Annotated in this window: 16 protein-coding genes; 8 read left to right on the top strand and 8 right to left on the bottom strand. The window is 68.4% G+C overall.

Annotation, left to right across the window (positions count from 1 at the left end; translation table 11 throughout):
- The 5 genes from H0X90_RS32260 to H0X90_RS32240 all read left to right on the top strand — a co-directional run bounded on the left by H0X90_RS32260 (position 1) and on the right by H0X90_RS32240 (position 4008).
- Complete coding sequence (locus tag H0X90_RS32260; protein ID WP_006485687.1) at positions 1–663, top strand: response regulator; 663 nt, start codon at positions 1–3, stop codon at positions 661–663.
- Positions 660–2036, top strand: a complete 1377-nt coding sequence (locus H0X90_RS32255) for an ATP-binding protein (RefSeq protein WP_060263829.1) — start codon at positions 660–662, stop codon at positions 2034–2036. Before H0X90_RS32260 ends, H0X90_RS32255 begins: the two co-directional genes overlap by 4 nt.
- 322 nt (positions 2037–2358) lie before the next feature.
- On the top strand, positions 2359–2805 hold the full coding sequence (locus tag H0X90_RS32250; protein ID WP_006485683.1) for a MarR family winged helix-turn-helix transcriptional regulator: 447 nt from the start codon (positions 2359–2361) through the stop codon (positions 2803–2805).
- Positions 2806–2840: 35 nt separating this feature from the next.
- The gene (locus H0X90_RS32245) at positions 2841–3209 is read left to right on the top strand and encodes an antibiotic biosynthesis monooxygenase (RefSeq protein ID WP_060263825.1); all 369 of its coding nucleotides are present in this window, start codon (positions 2841–2843) and stop codon (positions 3207–3209) included.
- Between the two features lie 598 nt (positions 3210–3807).
- Positions 3808–4008: a membrane protein gene (locus H0X90_RS32240; protein ID WP_006485688.1), complete on the top strand. Its 201-nt coding sequence runs from the start codon at positions 3808–3810 to the stop codon at positions 4006–4008.
- Between the two features lie 481 nt (positions 4009–4489).
- Here the strand turns inward: H0X90_RS32240 and blaPEN-B are convergent, their stop codons facing one another.
- Positions 4490–5428 carry a PEN-B family class A beta-lactamase gene (gene blaPEN-B / locus H0X90_RS32235; protein ID WP_077188779.1) on the bottom strand — a complete coding sequence of 313 codons (939 nt, stop codon included), beginning with the start codon at positions 5426–5428 and terminating at the stop codon, positions 4490–4492.
- Positions 5429–5564: 136 nt separating this feature from the next.
- On the opposite strand from blaPEN-B, the gene penR reads away from it, so the two are divergent.
- Positions 5565–6455 (top strand): beta-lactamase transcriptional regulator PenR, encoded by an 891-nt coding sequence (penR, locus tag H0X90_RS32230; protein WP_077188778.1) that lies wholly within the window; start codon positions 5565–5567, stop codon positions 6453–6455.
- Between the two features lie 478 nt (positions 6456–6933).
- Here the strand turns inward: penR and H0X90_RS32225 are convergent, their stop codons facing one another.
- From H0X90_RS32225 to H0X90_RS32215, 3 genes are all read right to left on the bottom strand, one after another.
- A complete protein-coding gene (locus H0X90_RS32225) occupies positions 6934–7185 on the bottom strand; it encodes a hypothetical protein (RefSeq protein WP_006482135.1) in 252 nt (83 codons plus the stop codon).
- Between the two features lie 96 nt (positions 7186–7281).
- Positions 7282–9504 (bottom strand): amylo-alpha-1,6-glucosidase, encoded by a 2223-nt coding sequence (locus H0X90_RS32220; RefSeq protein WP_077188777.1) that lies wholly within the window; start codon positions 9502–9504, stop codon positions 7282–7284.
- A gap of 155 nt (positions 9505–9659) precedes the next feature.
- On the bottom strand, positions 9660–16757 hold the full coding sequence (locus H0X90_RS32215; protein WP_171984211.1) for an autotransporter-associated beta strand repeat-containing protein: 7098 nt from the start codon (positions 16755–16757) through the stop codon (positions 9660–9662).
- On the opposite strand from H0X90_RS32215, the gene H0X90_RS32210 reads away from it, so the two are divergent.
- Positions 16699–16896, top strand: coding sequence for a hypothetical protein (locus H0X90_RS32210; RefSeq protein ID WP_077209982.1), 198 nt, complete (start codon positions 16699–16701; stop codon positions 16894–16896). The two genes, H0X90_RS32215 and H0X90_RS32210, sit on opposite strands and share 59 nt — an antisense overlap.
- A 482-nt stretch (positions 16897–17378) precedes the next feature.
- Here the strand turns inward: H0X90_RS32210 and H0X90_RS32205 are convergent, their stop codons facing one another.
- On the bottom strand, positions 17379–18038 hold the full coding sequence (locus tag H0X90_RS32205) for a YdcF family protein (RefSeq protein ID WP_048989341.1): 660 nt from the start codon (positions 18036–18038) through the stop codon (positions 17379–17381).
- Between the two features lie 188 nt (positions 18039–18226).
- Entirely contained in the window at positions 18227–19261 is a 1035-nt protein-coding gene (locus H0X90_RS32200) for a rod shape-determining protein (protein ID WP_006498859.1), read from the bottom strand.
- A gap of 272 nt (positions 19262–19533) precedes the next feature.
- Here H0X90_RS32200 and H0X90_RS32195 point away from each other — a divergent pair, with 272 nt between their 5' ends.
- A complete protein-coding gene (locus H0X90_RS32195) occupies positions 19534–21951 on the top strand; it encodes a patatin-like phospholipase family protein (protein WP_077188775.1) in 2418 nt (805 codons plus the stop codon).
- A gap of 60 nt (positions 21952–22011) precedes the next feature.
- On the opposite strand, the gene H0X90_RS32190 is transcribed toward H0X90_RS32195, so the two are convergent.
- Together H0X90_RS32190 and H0X90_RS32185 are read right to left on the bottom strand one after the other, a co-directional pair.
- Complete coding sequence (locus H0X90_RS32190) at positions 22012–22638, bottom strand: FMN-dependent NADH-azoreductase (RefSeq protein ID WP_077188774.1); 627 nt, start codon at positions 22636–22638, stop codon at positions 22012–22014.
- Positions 22639–22944: 306 nt separating this feature from the next.
- Positions 22945–24075 (bottom strand): ATP-binding protein, encoded by a 1131-nt coding sequence (locus H0X90_RS32185; RefSeq protein WP_077188773.1) that lies wholly within the window; start codon positions 24073–24075, stop codon positions 22945–22947.
- Positions 24076–24087 lie beyond the last annotated feature (12 nt).

The following is a 24087-nucleotide window of genomic DNA, read 5'->3' as shown; positions in this document are numbered from 1 at the left end:
ATGCGCGTACTGCTCGTCGAGGACGATCCGCTGATCGGCAGCGGGCTCGAACAGGGCCTCAAACAGGAAGGCTTCGCGGTCGACTGGGTGAAGGACGGCGACGCCGCGTCGCTCGCGCTGCGCGCGACCGGCTACGGATTGCTGCTGCTCGATCTCGGGCTGCCGAACCGCGACGGTTTGTCGGTGCTCGCCGCGCTGCGCCGCCGCGACGAAAACCTGCCCGCGATCATCATCACCGCGCGCGACGGCGTGCCGGACCGCATCGCCGGCCTCGACAGCGGCGCGGACGACTATCTCGTCAAGCCGTTCGAGCTCGACGAGCTGCTCGCCCGCATTCGCGCAGTCAGCCGCCGCCATGCGGGTCGCGCGCAGACGACGCTCGCGATCGGCCCGCTGCGGCTCGATCCCGTCAAGCACCTCGTCTGGCTCGACGGTGACGAAGTCCCGCTGTCGCCGAAGGAATTCGTACTGCTGCACGAGTTGATGCGCGAACCGGGCGCGGTGATTTCGCGCGAGCAGTTCGAGGAACGGCTGTACAGCTGGGGCGAGGAAATCGAGAGCAACGCGGTGCAGGTGCATATCCACAACCTGCGCAAGAAACTCGGCCACGACATGATCCGCACGGTGCGCGGCGTCGGCTACCGGATCGGTGACGGCACGTGACGCGCATGGAACGCGCGGTCGCGCGCTGGCGCAACGCGTCGCTGCGGCGGCGCCTGCTGACGTGGCTGCTGCCGGCCGCGTGCGTGATCGGCCTGGTCGCGAGTGCCGGCACCTACTGGGGCGCGCTGCGCGAACTCGACGACCTGCTCGACGACCAGATGCGCAGCATGTCGAAACAGATCGTGGTCGGCCCGAACGGCGAGCTGTCGTTCAGCAACCATGCCAAAGGCAAGCACGGCTTCGAAGCGAGCGACCCCGACGCGGTGCTGCTGCAGGTGTGGCGCAACGGCACGCTCGTGTATTCGACCGATCGCGACTCGAAGCTGCCGCCGCCCGCGCAGCAGGGCATCGCGAGCGTCGACGTCGGCGGCCAGCCGTGGCGCACCTATGTGACCGAGCGCGGCGGCACGACGATCCGGCTCGCACAGGCGCGGCATGCGCGCTGGGAAGCGATCGCGGGCATCGCCGTCCACCTGCTGTGGCCCGTGTTCTCGATGCTGCCGCTGCTCGCGCTCGGCCTGTGGTTCGGCATCGGCGCGGGGCTGCGGCCGCTGCGGGCGATCGCGTCCGGCCTGAAACGCAGGAATGCGAACAACCTCGAACCGGTCGACGTCGCGTCGATGCCGAACGAGGTCCGCCCGCTCGCCGAAGCGATCAACGACCTGCTCGCGCGCCTCGACCGCTCGTTCACGCTGCAGCGGCACTTCATCGCCGATGCCGCGCACGAGCTGCGCACGCCGATCATGGGGCTGTCGATCCAGTCGCAACTGCTGCGGCGCGCGGCGACGGCCGAGGAACGCGAGCACATCCTCGCGCAGATCCATGCGGGCACGACCCGCCTCGGCCACCTCGCCGAACAGTTGCTGACGCTCGCGCGCCTCGAACCCGATGCGCAGGCGGTCGTCTCCGCATCGGCGCCGGTCGATCTCGCCGCGCTGTGCCGCTCGGTGGTGTCCGATCGCGCACGCGTCGCCGACGCGCACCGGATCGATCTCGGCGCGATCGTCGACGTGCCGGTGATGGCCGCGGGCAATGCCGACACGCTGCGCGTGCTGCTGAACAATCTCGTCGACAACGCGATCCGCTATGCAGGCGAAGGCGCGCGCGTCGACGTGTCGGCGCGCGTCGACGGCACGACGCCCGTGCTCGAAGTCGCGGACGACGGCCCCGGCATTCCGGAAGCCGAGCGCGCCGACGTGTGGGAACGCTTCTATCGCGGCGAAGGCGCGCAGGCCGCCACGTCGTCGGGCAGCGGGCTCGGGCTGTCGATCGTCAAGCGGATCGCCGAACAGCATCGCGCGACCGTCTCGCTCGGCACCACCCGCGGCGGGCGCGGGCTGACCGTCACGGTGCGCTTCCCGCTGCCGGCCTGATGCGCGGGCGGCCGAAGGCTTGTCCACAGATAATGTTGGCAAGCTTGTGGACAACCTTCCATTAACAGCACCAAGCCCTTGATCGGAAAGGGTTTGTCGTGCGTGCGCGGCAAATGCGCCGGCCCGGGGCAAGCACGCCCGCGCGCGTCACTTCTCGTGGACGATCCGCTCGCCCCAAAGATCGGTCGAGGTTTCACGGATGTCCGCGTGCGCTTCCACGCTGCAATACCGAAGCCCCTTCGTCTGTCGACACTCGCCCGCCAATTTGACAACCGGTTGTCTATTACGTAAAGTAGTTGTCAATTTACGACCCGAACTGGCCATGACGAAATCCGACAAGTTGACCGCCGTCGCGCTATCCGTATTCCGGTTGAACGGCCTGCTGATCGAATGGGGCAACACCTTCGCCGGGCCGCACGGCTTGACCAGCGCGCGCTGGCAGGTGCTGGGCGCGATCTCGATGGCGCCGGACGCGCCGAACATCCCGCAGATCGCCGACACGATGGGCATCACGCGGCAGGCCGTCCTGAAACAGATCAACGTGCTGACCGACGAAGGGCTGGTGCTGTCGTTGCCCAATCCGGCGCACAAGCGCTCGCCGTTGTATGCGCTGACGCCGCGCGGCGAAGCGGCCTATCAGGCCGTGGTCGAGCAGTGGCAGCGGCATGTCCGCGACATCGCCGGCGACTTCAGCTCTTCCGACCTCGACGCGGCGCTGCGCGTGCTGTCGGCGATGTCCGGCGCGCACGGCCAGGACGGCCACGCGTAGCCGCCCGCTTGCCCTCTACCTCACCAGGAGCACCCATGCCCCAGTTCAAGCCGATGGATCCGGCCTTTCCGATCCAGCAACAGATTGCGATCGACGCGGACCCGGTCGTGCTCGTCAACGTGTTCACGCTCGCGCCCGCCGACGAAGCCGATTTTCTCGCCGCCTGGAAAGACGACGCGGCTTTCATGAAGCGGCAGCCGGGATTCATCTCGACGCAGCTTCATCGCGCACTCGGCGACAGCCCGACCTACCTGAACTACGCGATCTGGGAATCGACGGAAGCGTTTCGCGCGGCCTTCACGCATCCGGAGTTCGTCGCCAAGCTGTCGGCCTATCCGTCGTCCGCCGTCGCCAGCCCGCACCTGTTCCAGAAGGTCGGCGTGGCGGGTATCTGCACGGCGTGAGCGGGCATGCGAAGCGTGGCAGTGCGTGGCATCGGCCGCCTCGCGAACGTGGAGTTCTCCACAGAAAATGTTGGCAAGCTTGTGGATATCCTGCGCACCGCGACGCTAAACCCTTGATCCGATGGACTTTGGCACGCGTGATGCAGACACGGCGCGCGCCATGGTCATCGCGCACACCGCTTCGCCGCACTTCGCATCACGACGCCACGGCGATGTAGTCCCGATGTAGTCCTGTAGTCCGATGCACGCCCGCTGCGCGTCGTAACGCCCGCACGCATGCCGGGCCGGCGCTGCGCCAGTTACCCACAGATTGTGTTGGCAAGCTTGTGGATATCCTGCGCAAGCCTGCGCTAACCCATTGATCGGTCTACGGTTCGTGCCGCGTGTCATCGTTTCGGCAGCGCGCGGTAGCGGCCGGCGCGCACGCGGACGATTCAGTGCGATCGCAGCGCGGCGCCGATACCTTGACGCCCGCGCCCGTCACCCATCAAGATCACGCAAGCCGCACGCGGCCGCGCATGGCCGGCAACGCGCGTCGGCGCCACGGGCCGGCCGTTCCGCCGGCACCGCATGACGACATTTCAATCCGAGGAAGACCATGGAACACTTCACCGCGTGGCAATTGCTCATCTCGCTCGTGCTCGTCGCCATCGTCGTCTATCCGTACGTCCGCATCGTCCGGCGCACCGGGCATTCGGGCTGGTGGATCCTGACGATGTTCGTCCCGGTGCTGAACTTCATCATGTTGTGGGTGTTCGCGTTCGCGCGCTGGCCGGCCGTCGGCGATCGGCAGCCCTGAGCGTTGCCATCGCGGCAGCGCGCGGGCTTGTCCACAGATTGTGTTGGCAAGCATGTGGATAGCCTGCGCATACCGCGATCAAGCACTTGATCCGAAAGACTTTGTCCGCGCCGCCTCGAAAACGGCACGCGAGCGGCCAATCACCGATTATGTGCTGCCTCGACGCGTGACGCGCCGGCTGCCACACTGCTCGCCGCGCTTGTCCACAGATTGTGTTGGCAAGCGTGTGGATAGCCTGCGCATACCGCGGCCAAACGCTTGATCCGAAAGACTTTGTCCGCGCTGCTTCAAACGCGGCACGACGGCGGGCGCATGCCTGGCGCCGCCGCGTGCGGGCTTGTCCACACTTTTTGTTGGCAAGCATGTGGATATCCTGAGCATGCGCGATCTAAGTCGTTGATCGCACAACGTTTGATCGCGCGGGTCACGACTGCGGCACGGCGCGCCCGCGGATCTCGCCACGCACGCCGCGCCGCGCCGCTCAACCGAACGTCTGCGTGACGATGCGCGCGACCGACGCGATCACGTCATCCTTCGCTCGTGCATCGGCTCGCGTCTGCGTGTAGTACACGGCCAGCACGATCGGCGCGCGCGACGTCGGCCAGATGACGCCCGCGTCGTTCGTCGTCCCGTAGTCGCCAGTACCGGTCTTGTCGCCGACCACCCATCCGGCCGGCACGCCCGCACGAATCCGCTTGTCGCCGACCTTGTTGCCGCGCAGCCACGCGACGAGCTGCGCACGCTGCGCGGCCGGCAGTGCGTCGCCGAGCGTCAGCACGCGTATGCTGGCGGCCATCGCGGCGGGCGTCGTCGTGTCGCGCGGGTCGCCCGGCAACGCGGTATTCAGTTCGGTCTCCCATCGATCGAGCCGGAACGCGTCGTCGCCGATCGAGCGCGCGTAGGCGGTGACCGCCGACGGGCCGCCGATCAGCTTCATCAGCAGGTTCGCGGCCAAATTGTCGCTGTACTGGATCGTCGCCTCGCACAGCGCGGCCACCGTCATGCCCGCGCCGACATGCTTCTCCGACACCGGCGAATAGTTGACGAGGTCGGCCTTGGTATACGTCACGCGCTGTTGCAGCAAGCCCGGCCGCTCGACGCTCTGCGCGAGCACCGCCGCACTCAGCATCGCCTTGAACGTACTGCAGAACGGGAAGCGCTCGCCCGCGCGATGCTCGATGACCCGGCCGCTCGCCGTGTCGATCGCGCATACGCCGAGACGGCCGCCCGCGTCGCGCTCGAGATCGGCGAGCGTCGCTGCTGCCGCGGCGGGCGCCATGGCATCCGCGGCAGCCGCCGCTGCCGCCGTGGCCGGGTCCGGCGCAGCGGCCTGCCGCGACGCGCACGCGGTGGCGGTGAGAACGAGCGGCGCCGTCGCGGCGGCCAGCAACAGGGTTCGACGTTTCGATGAGTAGGTCATGTCGGTTGTCTCGTGGTGGAATGGCGGCGCAACGGTGTCGGGAGAGGGAAAACGGCCGGCCGCCGAGACAGCACTATCGAGACTTTACGGTTGCCTGACAAGCAACGATAATTGAGCGCTGACAAAAGAAATTCTTATGACGAAGCTCCGCCCTCATCTTCCGCTCAATGCGTTGCGCGCGTTCGAATCGTCGGCGCGCCACCTGAACTTCACGCGCGCCGGCCTCGAGCTGAGCGTGACGCAGGCCGCCGTCAGCCAGCAGGTGCGCTCGCTCGAGGAGCGGCTCGGCTGTACGCTGTTTACGCGGTTGCCGCGCGGCCTCGGGCTCACCGACGAAGGGCGCGCGCTGCTGCCGGTGCTGAGCGACGCGTTCAGCCGCATCGAAACGGTGCTCAAGCAGTTCGACGGCGGGCGTTTCCACGAAGTGCTGACGCTCGGCGTCGTCGGCACCTTTGCCCTAGGCTGGCTAATGCCGCGGCTGAAGCAGTTCGGCGACACGCACCCGTTCGTCGAGCTGCGGCTGCGGACCAACAACAATGTCGTCGACCTCGCCGCCGAGGGCCTCGACTTCGCGATCCGTTTCGGCGAAGGCAACTGGCCGGCGACGCGCAACGAGCGGCTGCTCGATGCGCCACTCACCGCACTGTGCACGCCGGAGATCGCGCGGCGCCTCGCGCGGCCGGCCGATCTCGCGAACGAAACGCTGCTGCGCTCGTACCGCACCGACGAATGGCTCGGCTGGTTCGACGCCGCGCGGCTCGAACCGTGGGCCGTCAACGGGCCCGTGTTCGATTCGTCCCGGCTGATGGTCGAGGCCGCGATGCAGGGTGCGGGCGTCGCGCTCGCGCCCGCGTGCATGTTCGCGCGCGAACTGCAGCTCGGCCAGCTCGCGCGGCCGCTCGACATCGACGTGCGCGCGGGCGGTTACTGGCTCACGTCGCTGAAGTCGAAACCGCTGACGCCCGCGATGATGCTCTTTCGCGACTGGATCGTGGCCGAGGCGGCCGGCGCCGCGCCCGTCGAATAACGCCGCTTGTCCACAGAAAGTGTTGGCAAGGATGTGGATATCCTGGGTACCTGGCGCCTAAGCCCTTGATCGCGCACGCATTAGCGTGCCGGTGCACGGCGCGGGCAGCCTTTGCGCACGGGCTTCGTGCCCCGGTCGCATTCCGGCCGGATCCTCAACCCCTGCGACGCAATCGATTGCGAGTTGTCCACAGATTTTGTTGGCAAGCCTGTGGATATCCATCAGATCGGACGCGTAACATCTTGATACACAAGGGGATTCGATCCACGGACCTTGACCGGTCAATGGTGTGGCACCGGAACGGTTGTCGAACCGCTCGCCACGCACCCGCAACGCACCCGGCCGGCGGCCGGGCGGTTCTCCACAGATTGTGTTGGCAAGCTTGTGGATATCCTGCGTATCGGGCACCTAACTGGTTGAGCGCACGGGGTTTTGTGCCGCGTCTGCCAAATCGGGCAGCGCCCGCGCCGCCCGTGCATCAATGGCGGTCGAGCCCGCCGCGCAATTCGCTCGCCTTGTCGCGCAACGCTTCGTAGCCCGAACGCGCATGCTCGGGCAGGTCGGGATCGCCGATCAGTGCGCCGAGCGTTTCGATCAGGCTGAACAGGATGCCTTTCGCCGCGCCGACCGCGATACTCTGCGATTCGATCGACTTGTGCAGGTGGTCGACCGCCGCTTCCAGATTCTCGAGCTTGTGCTCGCCGTCGTCGGGCCGGTTGTCGGTCGTCATCGTCTACCTCCGCCATCGTTCAAGGGTCATGTCACGATTCTATGCCGCTGCGCGCGAACGTGGCGCGACATCGCGCAACGTTCGCGCAGCGCCCCGCTACAGTACCGCGACCACCTTCACGCGGCCCGGCTGCTCCGCCGCCGCGACGACCTGACCGTCGACACGGCGGAACGTCAGCGATACGGTTTCGTCGCCGACGCGCAGCGCGTCGATCCGCAGCCAGTCGACGCCTTCCGGCAAGGCCGGGCGCTCGACGCGCACCTCGTGGCGCGACGCGTCGATGCTCACGCCGAGGCACGCCTGCAGCATCATGAACGGCGCGCCGGCCGCCCACGCCTGCGGCAGGCAGGCCACCGGATACGCGGTCGGCGGTTCGCCGCGCCGGCGCGGGAACCCGCAGAACAGCTCCGGCAAGCGCATCTCGAAGCTCACCGCCGCCTCGAACAGCGCGCGCAGCAGATTCACCGCGGCCGTCTTGTCGCCATAGCGCGCGAGGCCGCGCGCGATCAGCGCATTGTCGTGCGGCCACACCGAGCCGTTGTGATATGCCATCGGGTTGAAGCGCGGCTGGCCGGCCGCGAGCGTGCGGATGCCCCAGCCCGTCTGGAACAGCGCCGAGCCGAGCACGCCGGCGACCGCCGCGCCGCGCTCGGCGTCGGGCAGCCCGAACGCCAGCAGGTGGCCGGCGTTCGACGCGAACACGCGGCACAGCTCGCCATGACCGTCGAGCGCGATCCCGTAGAAATCACCTTCCGGCATCCAGAACAGCGCGTCGACCTGGTCGCGCAGCGTCTTCGCGCGCAACGCGTAGCGCGTCGCGTCGGCCGCATGGCCGCGCCGGTGAGAGCATGCCGACATCGCGTCGAGCGCCGCGCACGCATAGGCCTGCACTTCGACGAGCGCGATCGGCCCGTCCGGGAAACGGCCGTCCGCGTGGAACACCGAATCGTGGCTGTCCTTCCAGCCCTGGTTCGCGAGGCCGCGCTCCGACGTGCGCTGGTAATCGAGCAGTCCGTACGGATTGCGGTCGCACTTGTCGATCACCCATTGCGCGGCGCGCTCGAGCGCGGGCCACAGCTCGTCGATCAGCGCATCGTCGCCGGTGCGTTCGAGATAGGCGCCCGCGAGCACGATGAACAGCGGAGTCGTATCGACGCCGCCGTAGTACAGCGCGAACGGCACCTCGCCCGTCGCGGCCATCTCGCTGCGGCGGAACTCGTGCATGATCTTGCCGGGCTCCGCGTCGCGGAACGCGGAGGTCTCGCGCGCCTGATGCTCGGCAAGAAAGCGCAGCACGCCGCGCGCGAGCGACGGCTGCAGCCACAGCATCTGCAGCGACGTGATGATCGCGTCGCGACCGAACGGCGTCGAGAACCACGGAATGCCCGCATACGGGTACGGCCCCGTGTCGAGCTGCGTCGTGAGCAGCCCGAGATCCGCGAGCGAACGATCGAGCCATGCGTCGAACAGCGGATTGCCGGTGTTCACGCGCGCCATCGACTCGCGCCGTGCCCGCATCTCGCGATGCACGCCGACCAGCGCGGTACGCAGCGCGACGCGGCCGCATCCGGGCCCTTCGCCCTGCTCGGGCCCGAGCGTCGCATCGACGGTCAGGTAGATCGACACGCACGCCTGCGCGGCGATCGTCAGCGTGTAGTCCGCACGATCGACCGACAGCGCGTTGGGCGCCGGCGAGAAATGCACGGTCACGTTGCGCTCCACGCCGTCGAGGCCGTCGTAGCGCAGCCGCACCGCGCCCGCGTCGACGCGCGGCGCGCCCACCGTGCCGCGCTTCGGCCGCTGCGTGCCGCGCACTTCGAACATGTCCTTGAAATCGGCCGCGAACGACAGCGACAGCGGCACCTCGGCTTCGCTCGCGCCGTAGTTCGTCAGCGTCAGCGCTTCGTACAGCACGTCGCCCGCGAGCACGCGCATGCGCTCGATATGAATCACGCCCTCGGGCGTCTCGTGGCCGCCGAGCGGCGGCAGCGGGCGGTTCGTCAGGTGCGCGGTGAACGACGCGTTGTCGGCGCTCGTCGCGCCCGACAGCAGCGACGGCGCGCGGCCGCCGAACGTCAGGCGCCATTTCGACAGCACGCGCATGTCGTCGACGAACAGGCCGTCGTCATGCCCGCCGATGTCGCCGAGCGCGTCGCTGACCACGAACGCGTCACCGGATTTCAGCACGTACTGGTTGTTGCGCGCGAGAACCTGCTGATCGGCTTCGGGCGCGATGAAGGCGGGACCCGACGCGATGGTCGGGGCAACTGGCGCGACTTGCGGCGCCTGCGTCGTCGTGGCTTCGGCGTGATTCGGCATCGATGCTCCTGTGTCGAGGCGCAACGCGCGGCGCGCGTCGCGTGTTTCGCACAGGATAGGCCAGAACCGGGCACGTGCGCAGCGACGAAACGGCCGCGGCGCCCCGCGACGTTGCTGCGTCGCGAGGCGCCGCGGACGGGTACGTCAGTTGCCGGTCAGAATTTCCACAGGATGTTGCCGAGGATCGCGTTGTCGCGCACGCCGCTGCCATACTGGCCGCTGTACGTGAGGCCGAGCGTCAGGCGCTTCGTGACGTTCGCGTCGATGCCGGCTTCGAGTACCGCGCTGTCGCGAGCAATCGGCACGCCCGACACCTGGAACGACGTGCCGCCATTCGCGAACGTGAACGCCGACGACGGCCGCACGTTGCCGAACGCATGTCGCCAGCCGACCGTCCCGCGCGCGGTGAACGTGCCGCTCGCGATCGAGCCGAGCTGCGACGCCGCACGCAGGCCGAGCGTCGAGAAGCCGACGTGGGTCGTCTCGCCGCCGGCGCGCAGCGCGGCCGCGCCGCCGGTTTCCGTATAGCCGTCGGTATGCAGGTTCACGTACGCGAGGCCCGCGAACGGCTCGATCGCGACCGGCCCGACCGGCAGCGCGTAGCCGACTTCGCCGAACACCTGCGCCGAATTCGCGTTGTAGCCGGCCGAGTCGTGATCGGAGAAGCCCGCGAAGCCCGGATAGCGGTCGCTGTTGATGCGGTACCACGTGTACGACGCGCCGCCGCGCACGCCGAGCGCGCCGTACTGCGCGCCGCCGTACAGCGACAGGTAGTAGCTGTTCACCGCCGCCGACGAACTCTGGTCGTTGTCGAGCGAGCTGTGCGTGACACCGGCCGCCAGCCCCGCGCGCCACTTGTCGTTGAGCGCCATGTCGGCGCCGGCGATGAAGCCCGTCATGCTGCGGTTGATCGTCGACGCGTTGCCGTCGCCGGCGAGCCGGCTGCGGCCGCCGAACGCCTGCCCCCAGACGACCGGCTGATACGGCGTCCCACCGTAGCACCCGTCGCGCGAGCCGATCCGGCGTTCCGGCGGCAGCGTCGGGTCGGCCACGCCGGCCGTGTTGTCGCCGCACAGCGCGGCGCCGCCCGACGACAGGGCCGCGAGCGGGCCCGATCCGGGCGCGAGACCCTGGCGGACACGATCGGTCACCGCGTCGCGTACATAGCGGCTGTCGAGCAGCAGCATGCTCTTCAGGCTCGCCTGCAGTTCGCCGTCGAGCAGCCCGTACGCGCGGCGCGCGGTGGGCGCGTCGGTCGTCAGCACCGCGTCGTACAGCGGATTGCCGGCGCCGAGCCCGCCCAGCGCGGTCGCGACCGAGCGCTGGTTCGGCGTCGTCGCGACGTCGGGCAGCGACGTGCCGTTCTGAACCAGTCGCAGGTACACGTGGCCCGGGTCGTAGCTGAGGGTCGGCGTCAGGAACGCGTAGTTCGCGCTCACCTGGGTGAACGCGCCCTGCACGCCCGACGACGCGCTGAGGATCGTGTACGTCGTGCTCGGCTGGTAAGCGCTCTGGTTCGCCAGCACCTGCACGGTGCCGCCGTTCAGCGTCGCCGTGCCGCTCGCCGCGAGGCTGCCGCTTTGCTGCGGCGTGGCGGCGACCTGGAACGTCGAACCCGGCTGGAACGTGACGTTGCCGCCCACGTTCAGCGCCGCGCCCGGTTGCGTGGCAGCCGCCGTCGCGCCGTTCTGCACGACGAGGCCGCCGACCGTGCCGGTGCCGGTCAGCGTCGCGCCGCTCTGCACGGTCACGGTCGACTGGCCGAGCGAACCGTTGACGGCGAGGGTGCCCGCGCTGACCGTGGTCGGCCCGCTCAGCGTGCTCGTGCCGGTCAGGGTCAGTTGCCCGCTGCCGGCCTGGGTGAGGGAGCCGGTGCCGGACAGCACGCTCGCGATCGTCACATTGCCGGATTGATTGACGATCAGCGCACCGTTGTCGACGACGTTGCCGGCCACGCTGCCCGACGTGCCGCCGTTGCCGAGTTGCAGCGTGCCGCCGGCGGCGATCGTGGTGCCGCCCGTGTACGTGTTGCCGCCGGTCAGCACCTGCGTGCCGCTCGCCACCGTCACGCTGCCCGAGCCATCGATGGTGCCGCCGAACGTACTGCTGCCGGTGCCGTTCAGCGCCAGCGCATTCGCGCCGAGACTCACGTTCGTGCCGGCCGCGCCCGACAGCGCACCGATCGTTTGCGTACCGGTCGCGGCGCTCACATCGAACCTCGCACCGGTGCCCGCAAGATTCACCGCGCCCGTCGACGCGAGGCTACCTCCCGCGCCGAGTGCAAGCGTGCTGCCGCCATGGATCGTCGTGCCGCCCGTGTACGTGTTCGCCCCCGTCAGCGTCTGCGTGCCGGTGCCCGCCAGCGTCACGCCCCCCGTCCCGCCGATCGTGCCACCGAACGTGTTGTCGCCGCTGCCGTTCAATGTCAGCGTATTCGCGCCGAGATTCACGTTCGTGCCGCCCACCCCCGACAGCGCACCGATCGTTTGCGCGCCGCTCGCAGCGCTCACGTCGAACGTCGCACCCGTGCCCGCGAGATTCAGGGTGCTACCGGACGCGAGACTGCCACCGGCTCCCAGCGCAAGCGTGCTGCCGCCGTTGATCGTCGTGCCGCCGGTATATGTGTTCGCGCCCGTCAGCGTTTGCGTGCCCGTGCCGGCGAACGTCACGCCGCCCGTCCCGCCGATCGCACCGCCGAACGTACCGTTGCCGCTGCCGTTCAACGTCAGCGCATTCGCGCCGAGATTCACGTTCGTGCCGGCCGCGCCGGTCAGCGTGCCGAGCGTCTGGGCGGCCGTCGCGCCGCTCACGTCGAACGTCGCGCCCGCGCCCGCGAGAGTCACGGCGCCCCCCGACGCGAGGCTGCCGCCCGCACCGAGCGCGAGCGTGCTGCCGCCGTTGATCGTCGTGCCGCCGGTATACGTGTTCGCGCCCGTCAGCGTTTGCGTGCCCGTGCCGGCGACCGTCACACCGCCCGTCCCGCCGATCGCACCGCCGAACGTACCGTTGGTGGTGCCATTCAGCGTCAGCGCATTCGCGCCCAGATTCACGCTCGTGCCGCCCGCACCCGCCAGCGTGCCGATCGTCTGCGCGCCCGTCGCGCCGCTCAGATCGAGCGTCGCACCCGTGCCGGCGAGGGTCACCGCGCCGGTCGACGCGAGGCTGCCGCCCGCACCCAGCGCCAGCGTGCCGCCGCCGCTGATCGTGGTGCCGCCGGTATAAGTGTTCGCGCCCGTCAGCGTCTGCGTACCGCTGCCGGCGAGCGTCAGGCCGCCGGCGCCGCCGATCGCGCCGCCGAACGTGTTGCTGCCGTTGCCGCTCAGCGTCAGCCCGTTGCCGCCGAGGTTCACGTTCGTGCCGGCCGCACCGGTCAGTGCGCCGATCGTCTGCGCGCCCGATGCGCCGCTCAGGTCGAACGTCGCCCCGGCCCCGGCCAGATTCACCGTGCCGGTCGACGCAAGGCTGCCGCCCGCGCCGAGCGCCAGCGTGCTGCCCCCGCCGATCGTCGTGCCGCCCGTATAGGTGTTCGCGCCGGACAGCGTCTGCGTGCCGGTGCCCGCGAGCGTCAGGCTGCCCGTGCCGCCGATCGCACCGCTGAACGTGCCGCTGGCGGTCCCGCCCAGCGTCAGTGCGTTGCCACCGAGGTTGAGGTTCGTGCCCGCGACGCCCGACAATGCGCCGAGCGTTTGTGCGCCCGTCGCGGCGCTCAGATCGAGCGTCGCGCCGGCACTCGCGAGATTCATCGCGCCGGTCGACGCGAGGCTTCCGCCCGCGCCCACCGCCAGCGTGCCGGCGTTGATCGTGGTGCCGCCCGTGTACGTGTTCGCGCCCGTCAGCGTGGTCGTCGCCGCGCCGTTCTTCACGAGGCTGCCCGCACCGGAAATCGCACCGCTCAGGTCGAGCGCATTGCTGCCGCCCAAGGTGAGCGCCGCACCCGTGCCGAGATTGACCGCATTGGCCACCGTCAGGCTCGCGTTCGTATCGAGCGTCGCCGCGCCGCCCACGTTCACCGTGCCGGTGCCCAGCGCCGTATTGTTGCCGAGCACCACGCCACCGCTATTGAGGTTCGTGCCGCCCGAATAGGTGCTCGCGCCGTTCAGCGTCTGCGTGCCGGTGCCTGCGAGCGTCAGGCTGCCCGTACCGCCGATCGCACCGCTGAACGTGCCGCTGGCGGTCCCGCCCAGCGTCAGTGCATTGTTCCCGAGGTTGACGTTCGTTCCCGCGACACCCGACAGCGCGCCGAGCGTTTGGCCGCCCGTCGCACCGCCCAGATCCAGCGTCGCGCCGACGCCCGCGAGGTTCATCGCACCGGTCGATGCAAGACTGCCGCCCGCGCCGAGCGCCAGCGTCCCCGCGTTGATCGTCGTGCCGCCCGTGTAGGTATTCGCGCCGGTCAGCGTGGTGGTGGCCACGCCGTTCTTCACGAGGCTGCCCGCGCCGGAAATCGCGCCGCCCAGCGTGAGGTTGTTGCTGCCGCCGAGCGTGAGCGCGGCGCCCGTGCCGAGATTGACCGCATTGCCGACCGACAGGCTCGCATTCGTATCGAGCGTCGCCGCCCCGCCGACGTTCAGCGCGCCGGAGCCGAGCGCCCCGTTGTTGCCGAGTACCAGGCTGCCGCTATTGAGATTCGTGCCGCCGGTATAGGTATTTGCGCCGTTCAACGTCTGCGTGCCGGTACCCGCCAGCGTCAGGCTGCCGGTGCCGCCGATCGTGCCGCTGAACGTGCCGCTCGCGGTCCCGCCCAGCGTCAGCGCGTTGGCGCCGAGGCTCACGCTCGTGCCGACGCCGCCCGACAGCGCGCCGATCGACTGCGCGCTGCCCGCGCTGATGTCGAGCGCGGCTCCCGCATTGACCAGATTCACCGTACCCGTGGACGACAGGCTGCCGCCCGCGCCGAGCGCGAGCGTGCCGGCATTGATCGTCGTGCCGCCGGTGTAGGTGTTCGCCCCCGTCAGCGTCGTGGTCGACGCGCCGTTCTTCACCAGCGCGCCCGTACCGGAAATCGCGCCACTCAATCCGAGTGCGTTGCTGCCGCCGAGCGTCAGCGTCGCGCCCGTGCCGAGACCGATCGCATTGCCGACCGACAGGCTCGCATTCGTATCGAGCGTCGCCGCGCCGCCGACGGTCAGCGCACCGGTGCCCAGCGCGGAGCCGTTGCCGAGCACGAGGCTGCCTGCGTTCAGCGTCGTGCCACCGGTGTAATTGTTCGCGCCGTTCAGCGTCAGCGCGGCCGCGCCGTTCTTCACGAGACCGCCGCCACCGGAAATCACGCCGCCGAGGCCGAGATCGGTGCCGCCGCCGAGCGTCAGCGTGGTGCCCGTCGCGAGATTGACGCCGTTTGCCAGGGTCACGTTGGTCGTCGCGTCGAGCGTCGACGAGCCGTTCACGTTCACCGCGCCGCTGCCGAGCGCCGTATTGCTGCCGACGACGAGGTTGCCGCCGTTCAGGTTGGTGCCGCCCGTGTATACGTTCGTACCGGTCAGCGATTGCACGCCGGTACCCGACAGCGTCACGCTGCCCGACCCGCCGATCGTGCCGGCATAGGTCGCATTGCCGGTGCCGCCGAGCGTCAGCGAATTGACGCCGAGGTTCACGTTCGTGCCGGCCGCGCCGGCCAGCGAGCCGATCGTCTGCGCGCCCGACGCAGCGCTCACGTCGAACGTTGCACCCGCACCGGTCAGGTTGACCGTGCCGGTCGCCGACAGACTGCCGGCCCCATTCAGCGCGAGCGTACCGCTGTTGATGGTCGTGCCGCCCGTATACGTATTGACGCCGCTCAGCGTCGTGGTCGCCGCGCCGTTCTTCACGAGGCCGCCGCTTCCGTTGATCGCGCCGGTCAGCCCGAGACTGTTGCTGCCGCCGATCGACAGCGTCGAGCCGGAGGCGAGATTGACCGTGTTGCCGAGCGTCACGTTCGTGCTCGTATCGAGCGACGCCGACGCGCTCACGTTCAGCGTGCCGATGCCGAGCGCCGAATTGTTGCCGATCACCAGGCCGCCGGCGTTCAGGTTGGTGCCGCCCGTGTAGCTGTTCGCGCCGGACAGCGTCAGCGTGCCGCCGTCGTTCTTCGTCAGCGCACCGCCACCCGACACCGTACCGGACAGCGTCAGCCCGGTCGTGCCCTGCACCGTCAGGCCCCCCACGCCGAGCGACACGTTGTTAGAGACGTTGAGCGCCGCCGTGCCCGCCTGCAACGCACCGCCGTTCCCGGTGATGTTGCCGGTGCCGAGCGACGCGTTGTCGTTGATGATCGCCACGCCACCGCTCAGCGTCGCGTCCTGCGCGGTGGACGCGCCGTTGATCGTCCAGTTGCCGCCCTGGACGTTCAGGTGATTGAAGTTGATGTAGTTGTTGGCCGCGATCGTGCCGTTCGCGGAAGCGCCCTGCTGCAGGTTGAGCGTGTTGTTGCCGCCCGCGCCGCCGTCGACGATGCCCGTCTGCGCGACGTTGAGCGTGTTCGCCCCGACCGTGATGTTGAACGCGCCCCCGGTGCCGCCGGCCGTGTTGACCTGCGAGCCCGTCACGGCATTGAACGTGTTCGTGCTGTTCGCGCCCATCGACACGCTGCCGTTGATCACGCCCGAGTTGGTGAACGTATTGCCGCCCCCGGGCGCGCTGTTCGAGCCGAACGACACGCGGCCGCTGATCGTCCCGCTGTTCGTCATGTTGACCGTGCCGCCGCCGTAGGCGGCGACCACCGGCGCATCGGCGCCGATCAGCGTCGCACCGACCAGCGCGGAAGAGCCGATCGAACCGGTGTTCGTAATGGTCGACGTGCCGCCCTGGCCGTTCTGGATCGACAGCGCCATGCCCGTCACGCCGCTGATCGCCACGCCGGTCGAGCCGTTCATCACGCCGTTGTTGGTGACGTTGACCGAGCTCGCCGCCGCGTTGCCGATCACCGCGCCGCTCGACAGCACGCCGAGCCCCGAGCCGAGCGCCGACGGGTCGATCGTGCCGTTGTTGGTCAGCGTGGTGTTGTTGCCCGTCAGCGACATCGCCGTGCCGCCGACGCCGAGCAGCACGCCGACGCTCGCACCGGGGTTGACCGTCGCGTTGATGTTGTTGAGGTTGCTCGAGAAACTCGGCGCCAGCGGGTTCGCGACGCCGGAACAGCTCACCGTCGTGCCCGCCTGGTTGCAAGTTGCATGAGCGGGCACGATACCCGCGCCGGACAGTGCCAGGAAAACACCCGTGGGCAACAACAGCCTCGGGAACGGTTCACTCGCCTTTTTCGAACGCGCAGTATTCATGCTTTCCCTCGTTATTGATTTCGGCCTTGGTATTGGTATTGCGACCACACAGGGTGACGCACAGCAGAAAATCACGGATGAAAGCGTCCGCTCCGGCAATCGCGGCGCGATGTCGGTTTATTCATGGATGAATTTTTAGTCAGACCGGGAATGCAAGTCGAAACTAGTCGAATAACATGATGGCGGCCCCTGTTTTTTGCAGCGACTTTCTGTTGATTTGATTACTGCCCTGCTTTTATCAGACAAGGCTATATCAAACTTAACCCGTTTTCCAGTCGATGTTTTCCCATCGGATCAAGGGCCGACGCACATGTATTTTTTACTCGCCGGAAAGCGCTCATCAATAACGACCGGCACGTCTTTCACCGGCTTGTTTCGAGTTTTCGCAAAGATATCGGACGCGCCGCATCCGTGAAAACGCTGATATATCGTCGTGATGCGTTATACGCGAATCTTGCAGTGCAATATTTTTACCCTGCCGGATCAGGAAATGGATAATCCGCGCCGTCAATAATCATCAGAGGAATCCGGATTTTCAAGCAATCCCCGGAATTGCTTCGATTTTCGTCTTGAAACACCGTTGCAACGCGGCCGGAAGCATGTGCCGCCGCGGCTGCCGCGTCACGAAAACAGGCTCATCAGATAAAGCATCGGCCGAAACGAAACCGGCCGCGCATCGGGATTCACCCACAGCCGCACCGCGTACACCGCATAGGCCGGCACCTCGCGCCAGCTCGAATAGACATCGCGCCACTGAAAGCGGCGCGGATAGGCGGCGGAGATAGTCGACCGCGCAATGCCGACGCGCTCGAACGCGAGGCGCGCCCGCGCGAGGTGGTAATACTGGCTGACGATCAGCACGCGCGACAGGCGGTGCGTGCGCAGGTAGGCCAGCGTGTGCTGCGCGGTCGCGAGCGTGTTGTCGCCCTGGTCGTCGACGGCGATCCGGTCCGCCGGCACGCCGCGCGCGACGAGGTAGTCGCGCATCGCCGTCGCCTCGTTCAGCCCGGGGCCGTCGATCGCGCCGCTGACCAGAAACGCCGGACACTGCCCCGCGCGGTAACACCGCACGCCGACATCGAGCCGGGCCGCGAGCACGGGCTTCGGCGCGCCGGTTTCGTCGAGCGCATTGCCGAAGATCACGGCGACGTCCGCCGGATCGCTCGGCATCCGCATGCCATGGACGACGATCGCGCCAGCGGCCGCGGCCCAGACGCACGCAACGACGGCCAGCACGCGGCCGGCCCGGGCCGCGAAGCCCCGTTTGGTTCGATATTTCAAGGTAGTCGGTCTCTCTCAGGTATCGCCGCGCGCATCGGCCGGCCCGCCCCGAATGGGCGCGTCACGCTAGCACGGCGCGCTCGCGCCTGTCCATGCGACGAACCGATGCCGGCCACGCAGGCCGGCCATCGGGAGATCGAAAGTATGTGAAGGATGCGCCGCGTCGCGACGCGAACCCGGCACCCGGGTCAGTCGGCCGGGCACATCGCGAGCCGCCCCATCGCCTCGCCCGCGCCACGTACCGCGCAGGTGGCCGGCTCATCGGCGATCCGTGCGACCAGCCCGGTCTCGTCGTACAGCAGGCGTTCGAGATCGGCGAGCAGCGCGCCGCCGCCGGTGAGCACCACGCCGCGATGCGCGATGTCGGTCACGAGTTCGGCCGGCGCGTTTTCCAGCACCGACTTCACCGCGCCGATGACCTGCTTGAGCGGCGCGGCCAGCGCGTCCGCGACGTCGTGGTTGGACAGCTCGACCGAGCGCGGCAGGCCGTCGCCGATGCTGCGACCGACGGCGCGCGTGGACGTGCGCGGCACCGCGCTGGTGGCCGAGCCGATCGTCTTCTTCACGTGCTCGGCCGTCTGCTCGCCGAGCAGCACGCCGTACAGGTTGCGGACATGGTTGACGATCGCCGCGTCGAACTGGCTGCCGCCGACGCGGATCGCCTCGCGGTAGACGATGCCGCCGAGCGCGATGACCGCGACTTCGGTCGTCCCGCCGCCGATGTCGATGACCATCGAGCCGACCGGCTCGGTCACCGGCAAACCCGCGCCGAGCCCGGCCGCGAGCGATTCCTCGATCAGTTCGACCTCCGATACGCCGGCCGCGAACGCGGCCTCGCGGATCGCGCGGCGCTCGACGGCCGTCGCGTCGGACGGCACGCACAACGTGACCTCGACGCGGCGACCGAAGCGCGAGCGGGTGCGCGACATGTCGATGAAGCTGCGGATCATCTGCTCGGCCGCGTGCGCGTCCGCGATCACGCCGTGGCGCATGGGCCGCACGGCTTCGAGGTGCCCCGGTTCGCGGCCGACCAGCGCCTTCGCGAGCTCGCCGACGGCCTCGAGCGTCGGCCGCGCGTCGCTCGCGCCGCCCTTGCGGAAGCAGACGACCGACGGCTGGTTCAGCACCACGCCGCGTTCATGCGTATAGATCCGCGTACTCGCCGTTCCCGGGTCGATCGCAACGGGTTGCGCAAACAACTTTCCGAACAGCGGTGTCGACATATCAAACCTTTGTGAGGGAACGGGCCGGGACGGCCGCGCCGCACTTTTTTGCCGCGCGTCCATGCCGCCCCATCACGAGCTTAGCGGCAAATCATTCCGATACTTTAGGCAATTCCCATGATTTTTTCGCGACGAAATTGCCGAAACGGGCATTCCGCGCCCGTCCGGCTACGCAACAGCCTCTCGCGTTGGGCCTGTAAAACACGGTAATCTCTCGGTCTTGCCTGCTCCCGGCAGGCGTCAGACGCACGATCACGCCAGGTATTTTCACCATGACAGCGACCGTTTCCTTCCGCTGGGCGCCGGTGCGCCCGCTCTGCACGACGCTCGTTGCCTTCTGGTGCTGCACGGTCGCCGCGCAACCGCTGCCGGCCACCGAATCCGCCGCCGCCCAGGCCGTCGCCGCGGCGGCCAACGCGCCGGCGGCCGCCACGCCCGCTGCATCCGCTGCGTCCGCGCACACCTGCTCGGCCGACGGCGGCCCGGCCGGCCGCCCGTCGATCGGCCTCGTGCTGTCCGGCGGCGGCGCGCGCGGCTACGCACACCTCGGTGTCCTGAAAGTGCTGGAGGACAACCGGATCCCGATCGACTGCATCGCGGGCACCAGCATGGGCGCCGTCGTCGGCGGCCTGTACGCGAGCGGAATGGCGGCCGACGCAATGCAGAAGCGGCTGTCGGAAGTGAACCTCGCGGATATCGCGTTCGACGTGACGGATCGCGCGGACCTGCCGCAAACCAGCCGGGAAGACGAACGCCTGTACATCAACGGACTGACGCTCGGCTTCGGCAAGAAAGGCGTCAAGGCACCGGTCGGCCTCGTGCAGGGCAACCGGCTGCAGGCGCTGCTCGCGAACTGGACGGCCGCCGTGCCGACCAACCAGCCGTTCGACCGCCTGCCGATCCCGTATCGCGCGGTCGCGACCGACCTGCAGACCGGCCAGATGGTCGTGCTCGACCACGGCTCGCTGCCGCTCGCGATTCGCGCGAGCATGGCGATGCCGGGCCTGTTCGCGCCTGCCGAGATCAACGGGCGCGCGCTCGTGGACGGCGGCCTCGTCAGCAACCTGCCCGTCGACACCGCACGGCAGATGGGCGCGAACGTCGTGATCGCCGTCGACATCGGCTCGCAGTTGCGCCCGCTCGACGCGCTCGCGTCGCCGGCCGACGTGATGCAGCAGATGGTCGGCATCCTGATCCGCCAGAACGTGACCGCGCAGCGCAAGCAACTCGACGCGCAGGACGTGCTGCTCACGCCGGACCTCGGCTCGCTCGCGTTCACCGATTTCCAGAACGCGAGGCAGGCGATCGCCGCCGGCGAGGCCGCCGCGACCGCGGCGCTGCCGAGGCTGCAGCGTTTCGCGCTCACGCCGGAACAGTACGCGGCGTACCGGTCCGCGCACGCGCAGCCGCTGCCGCCACCGATCCGGATCACGCGCATCGACATCAAGACCAGCGGCGGCGTGCCGAAGCGGGTCGTCAGCAACGCGCTGCACGTGAAACCCGGCGACATCTACGATCCGCAGACCGTCAGCCAGGATCTGCTCGGACTCACGACGGGCGGCAACTTCGAGAGCGTCACGCAGCAGATCGTGAGCCGCGGCGACGACAACGTGCTCGAGATCGACGCGCGCGAGAAGTACTGGGGGCCCAACTTCCTGCTGTTCGGGCTCGGCATGTCGAGCAGTTCGACCGACGAAGGCGGCTTCCGCCTGCACGTCGGCTACCGGCGGCCGTGGCTCACGGAGTCGGGGCTCGAATTCCGCGCGGACACGACGATCGGCAGCGACCTGCAGTCGGCGCGCGTCGAATTGCGCCAGCCGCTGCCGGCCGCATATGGCGTGTACCTGTCGCCGTACGCGGAATACCAGCGTCGCTATGCGAACCTGTACGACAACAGCAATGACGTGAAGCTGAACCAGTACCTGATGCAGACGGCGCGCGCGGGGCTCGACCTCGGCTTGCCGATCGGGCGTCTCGGTGACTTCCGGATCGGCCTCGGCTACGCGACCGGGCACGGCTCGCCGAACTACAACCTGCCGTTCTCGGCCGACGACGGCAGCAGCTCGACGCTGCTGTGGCCGAGTTTCACGTCGCAGGCGCTCATCGCCCGTGCGCGGCTCGTCATCGATCAGCTCGACGATCCGATGTTCCCGCGTCACGGCTACTACACCGAATTCCGCGTCGAACGCTCGCTGCTGTCGCACAACAGCCAGTCGGCGCAGGAATTCGACGATGCGATCTCCAACACGCCGTACACGGAGATCTACGGCAAGGCGATGATCGCGCAACAGTTCGGCCGGCACAGCATCAGCGCGACGATCGAAGGCGGCAAGAGCATCGGCGGCACCAACCTGATCAACGCGTTCAACTTCACGCTCGGCGGCTTCCAGCATCTGGCCGCCTATGCGGCCGACCAGTTGAACGGCAACGAGCTCGCATACGGCAACGTGACGTACATGAACCAGCTGATGACGTTCAACGCGTCGCCGATCAAGGCCCTGTCGATCGGCGCCAGCGCGGAAGTCGGCAACGTGTGGGCCGCCGGCGAGAAGATCGGCGGCGGCGCGCTCAAGCAGAGCTATACGTTCTTCACGAGCCTGTCGACCGCGTTCGGGCCGGTCTACATCGGCGTGGCGCTCGCCCCCGGCGGCCGACGCAACGTCTACCTGCAGCTCGGCCGGACTTATTGAGCATGCGCGGATGCCGCTGCGGCGGCATCCGCGCGGCCGTCGCGCCGGCGTGTTCCCCGCTCAGAAATCGGCGGCCATCGCGACCGCACGCGCTTGCGCGCGTTCGATGCTTTCGTGCACTCTCGCATGCCACGTGTGTTCGACGGTCAGGCTTCTGACCTCGTCCACGCCGATGAACTTCAGCCAGAATTCGATGTAATCGGCCTGATGCCCGAAGCCGGGATGGCCCGCACGTCCCGCGCCGGCCGCCTCGCCCTGCCCGCGCACATGGATGGCCAGTGCGCGCGGAATCTCCAGCAACGGGCCGTAGGCAGTGCCATCGAACGTGAACAGCATGTTCCGCTGGCTGACGAGATCGATCAGTTGCTTGAGCTTGTACGGATAGCCGAAATTCCACATCGGCACGCCGACGACGATCCGGTCCGCTTCCTGAAAGCGCTTCACGAGGGACTGGATTCGTCGCCAGATCGACTGCTCCGCCTCGTCCATCGGCACGTTGGCGACGCCCTTGTATTTCGCGCCGATCGCGTCGCCGTCAAAGTCCGGCAAATCCTCCTCCCAGACATTCAACGTATCGACGTCGAGCGTGGCGCCCGTCTGCCGGTACGCCTCGATAAAGGCATTGGCGACCGCGATCGAAGCCGACTTCGCGCCGCGGGGAGAAGACACGATATTCAAAAGCCGCATGATGTGTGACCCGGACAGGAATGCATGAACAAGGGGACGGCCATCGTGGCGGCCCCGGCTTCACTGCTGCGTCGCGGGGCGCCCGCGTCCGCCGTCACGGATCGGCCACCCATATAGTTGCAATTGCAATCGTAATGCAAAGCGCGCCCGCGTGGCAAACGAATCGTCACGCGCTCGCGGTGCAGGAAGGCATCGATAAGGGGAAGGTATGGCGGGAAAGGCCGGCGACGCACCGGGTCCGGCGCGCGCGGCTGCGTGCTGTCGTGCCGTTGTTGCGGCGAGGCTCGGGACGCTTGCCGCGTATCGCTAGACCGGCCAGCTGATCTCGAACCGCGCGCCGCCGAGCTCGACCGGATCGACGACCGCGATCCGGCCGTTGTGCGCGTGGAGCACCTGCCGCGTGATCGACAGGCCGAGCCCGTAACCGCCGGTGCGGCGGTCGAGGCGCACGAACGCGTCGAAGATCCGTTCGCGCTCGCTCTCGGGCACGCCGGGGCCGTCGTCCTCGACGAAGATTCCGATGTTGCCGTGTACGAGCGAGATCCCGACGACGATCCGCGATTTCGCGTACTTGCTCGCGTTGCGCAACAGGTTGCGCATCGCATACGACATCAGCCGCCGGTCCATCTTCACGCGCAAATCCGACGCGATCGCGATGCGCGACTCGATCGCACGCTCCGGATACAGCAGCTGCGCGTCGTTCACCTGATGCTCGAACCATGCGACGGGCGCGGTCGACTCGAGGTTCGACTGCAGCGAGCTGTATTCGAGCCGCGCATACGTGAGGCTCATGTCGATCAGTTCCTCGAGCTCGGTCACGTCCTGCGCGATGCTCTCGAGCGCGCCCTGGTATTCGGCCGCCGAGCCCGGTTCGCGCAGCATTTCGAGCGCGAAGCGCACGCGCGCGAGCGGCGTGCGCAGTTCGTGCGAGATGCCGTTCGTCAGATCGCGTTGCGCGGCGATCAGCCGCTCCATGCGCATCGCCAGCGCATTCAGCGTGCGCGCGAGCGGACCGATGATCACGCTGTGCGATTCGCGCGCGCGGGTGTTGAAGCGGCCGCCGGTGAAGTCGATCGCCCGCTCGCGCACCATCACGAGATCCGACCAGACCGGCCGCATCCACCGGTACGCGGCGAGCGCGGGCGCGGTGAACACGAACGCGAGCACGATCCAGATGTCGCCCAGCAACGAGTCGAACGCATGCCACACGACCTGCGGCGACAATTCGACGCACAGCGCGAGCGCGGGCACCAGTGCGGTGAGCAGCACGAGGCCGAGCAGATGCAGATAGGTGCGCACGTACAGGCGCGACCAGCTCGGAATGCGGTCGGCGCGCGTGTCGGTCCACGCGCGACGGAAATGCAGCCAGCGCCACTTGACGTAGCGCAGCGTCGGCAGCGGCGGTGCATCGGGGTGCGAACGGGTTCGTCGGATCATCGCGGCTCCCGG

The organism is Burkholderia sp. 9775_39 (genome assembly GCF_015712225.1).
GTDB classification, from domain to species: Bacteria; Pseudomonadota; Gammaproteobacteria; order Burkholderiales; family Burkholderiaceae; genus Burkholderia; species Burkholderia cenocepacia.
Note: the sequence above shows the minus strand (reverse complement) of the source record. Positions and strands in the feature narration are given on the sequence as shown.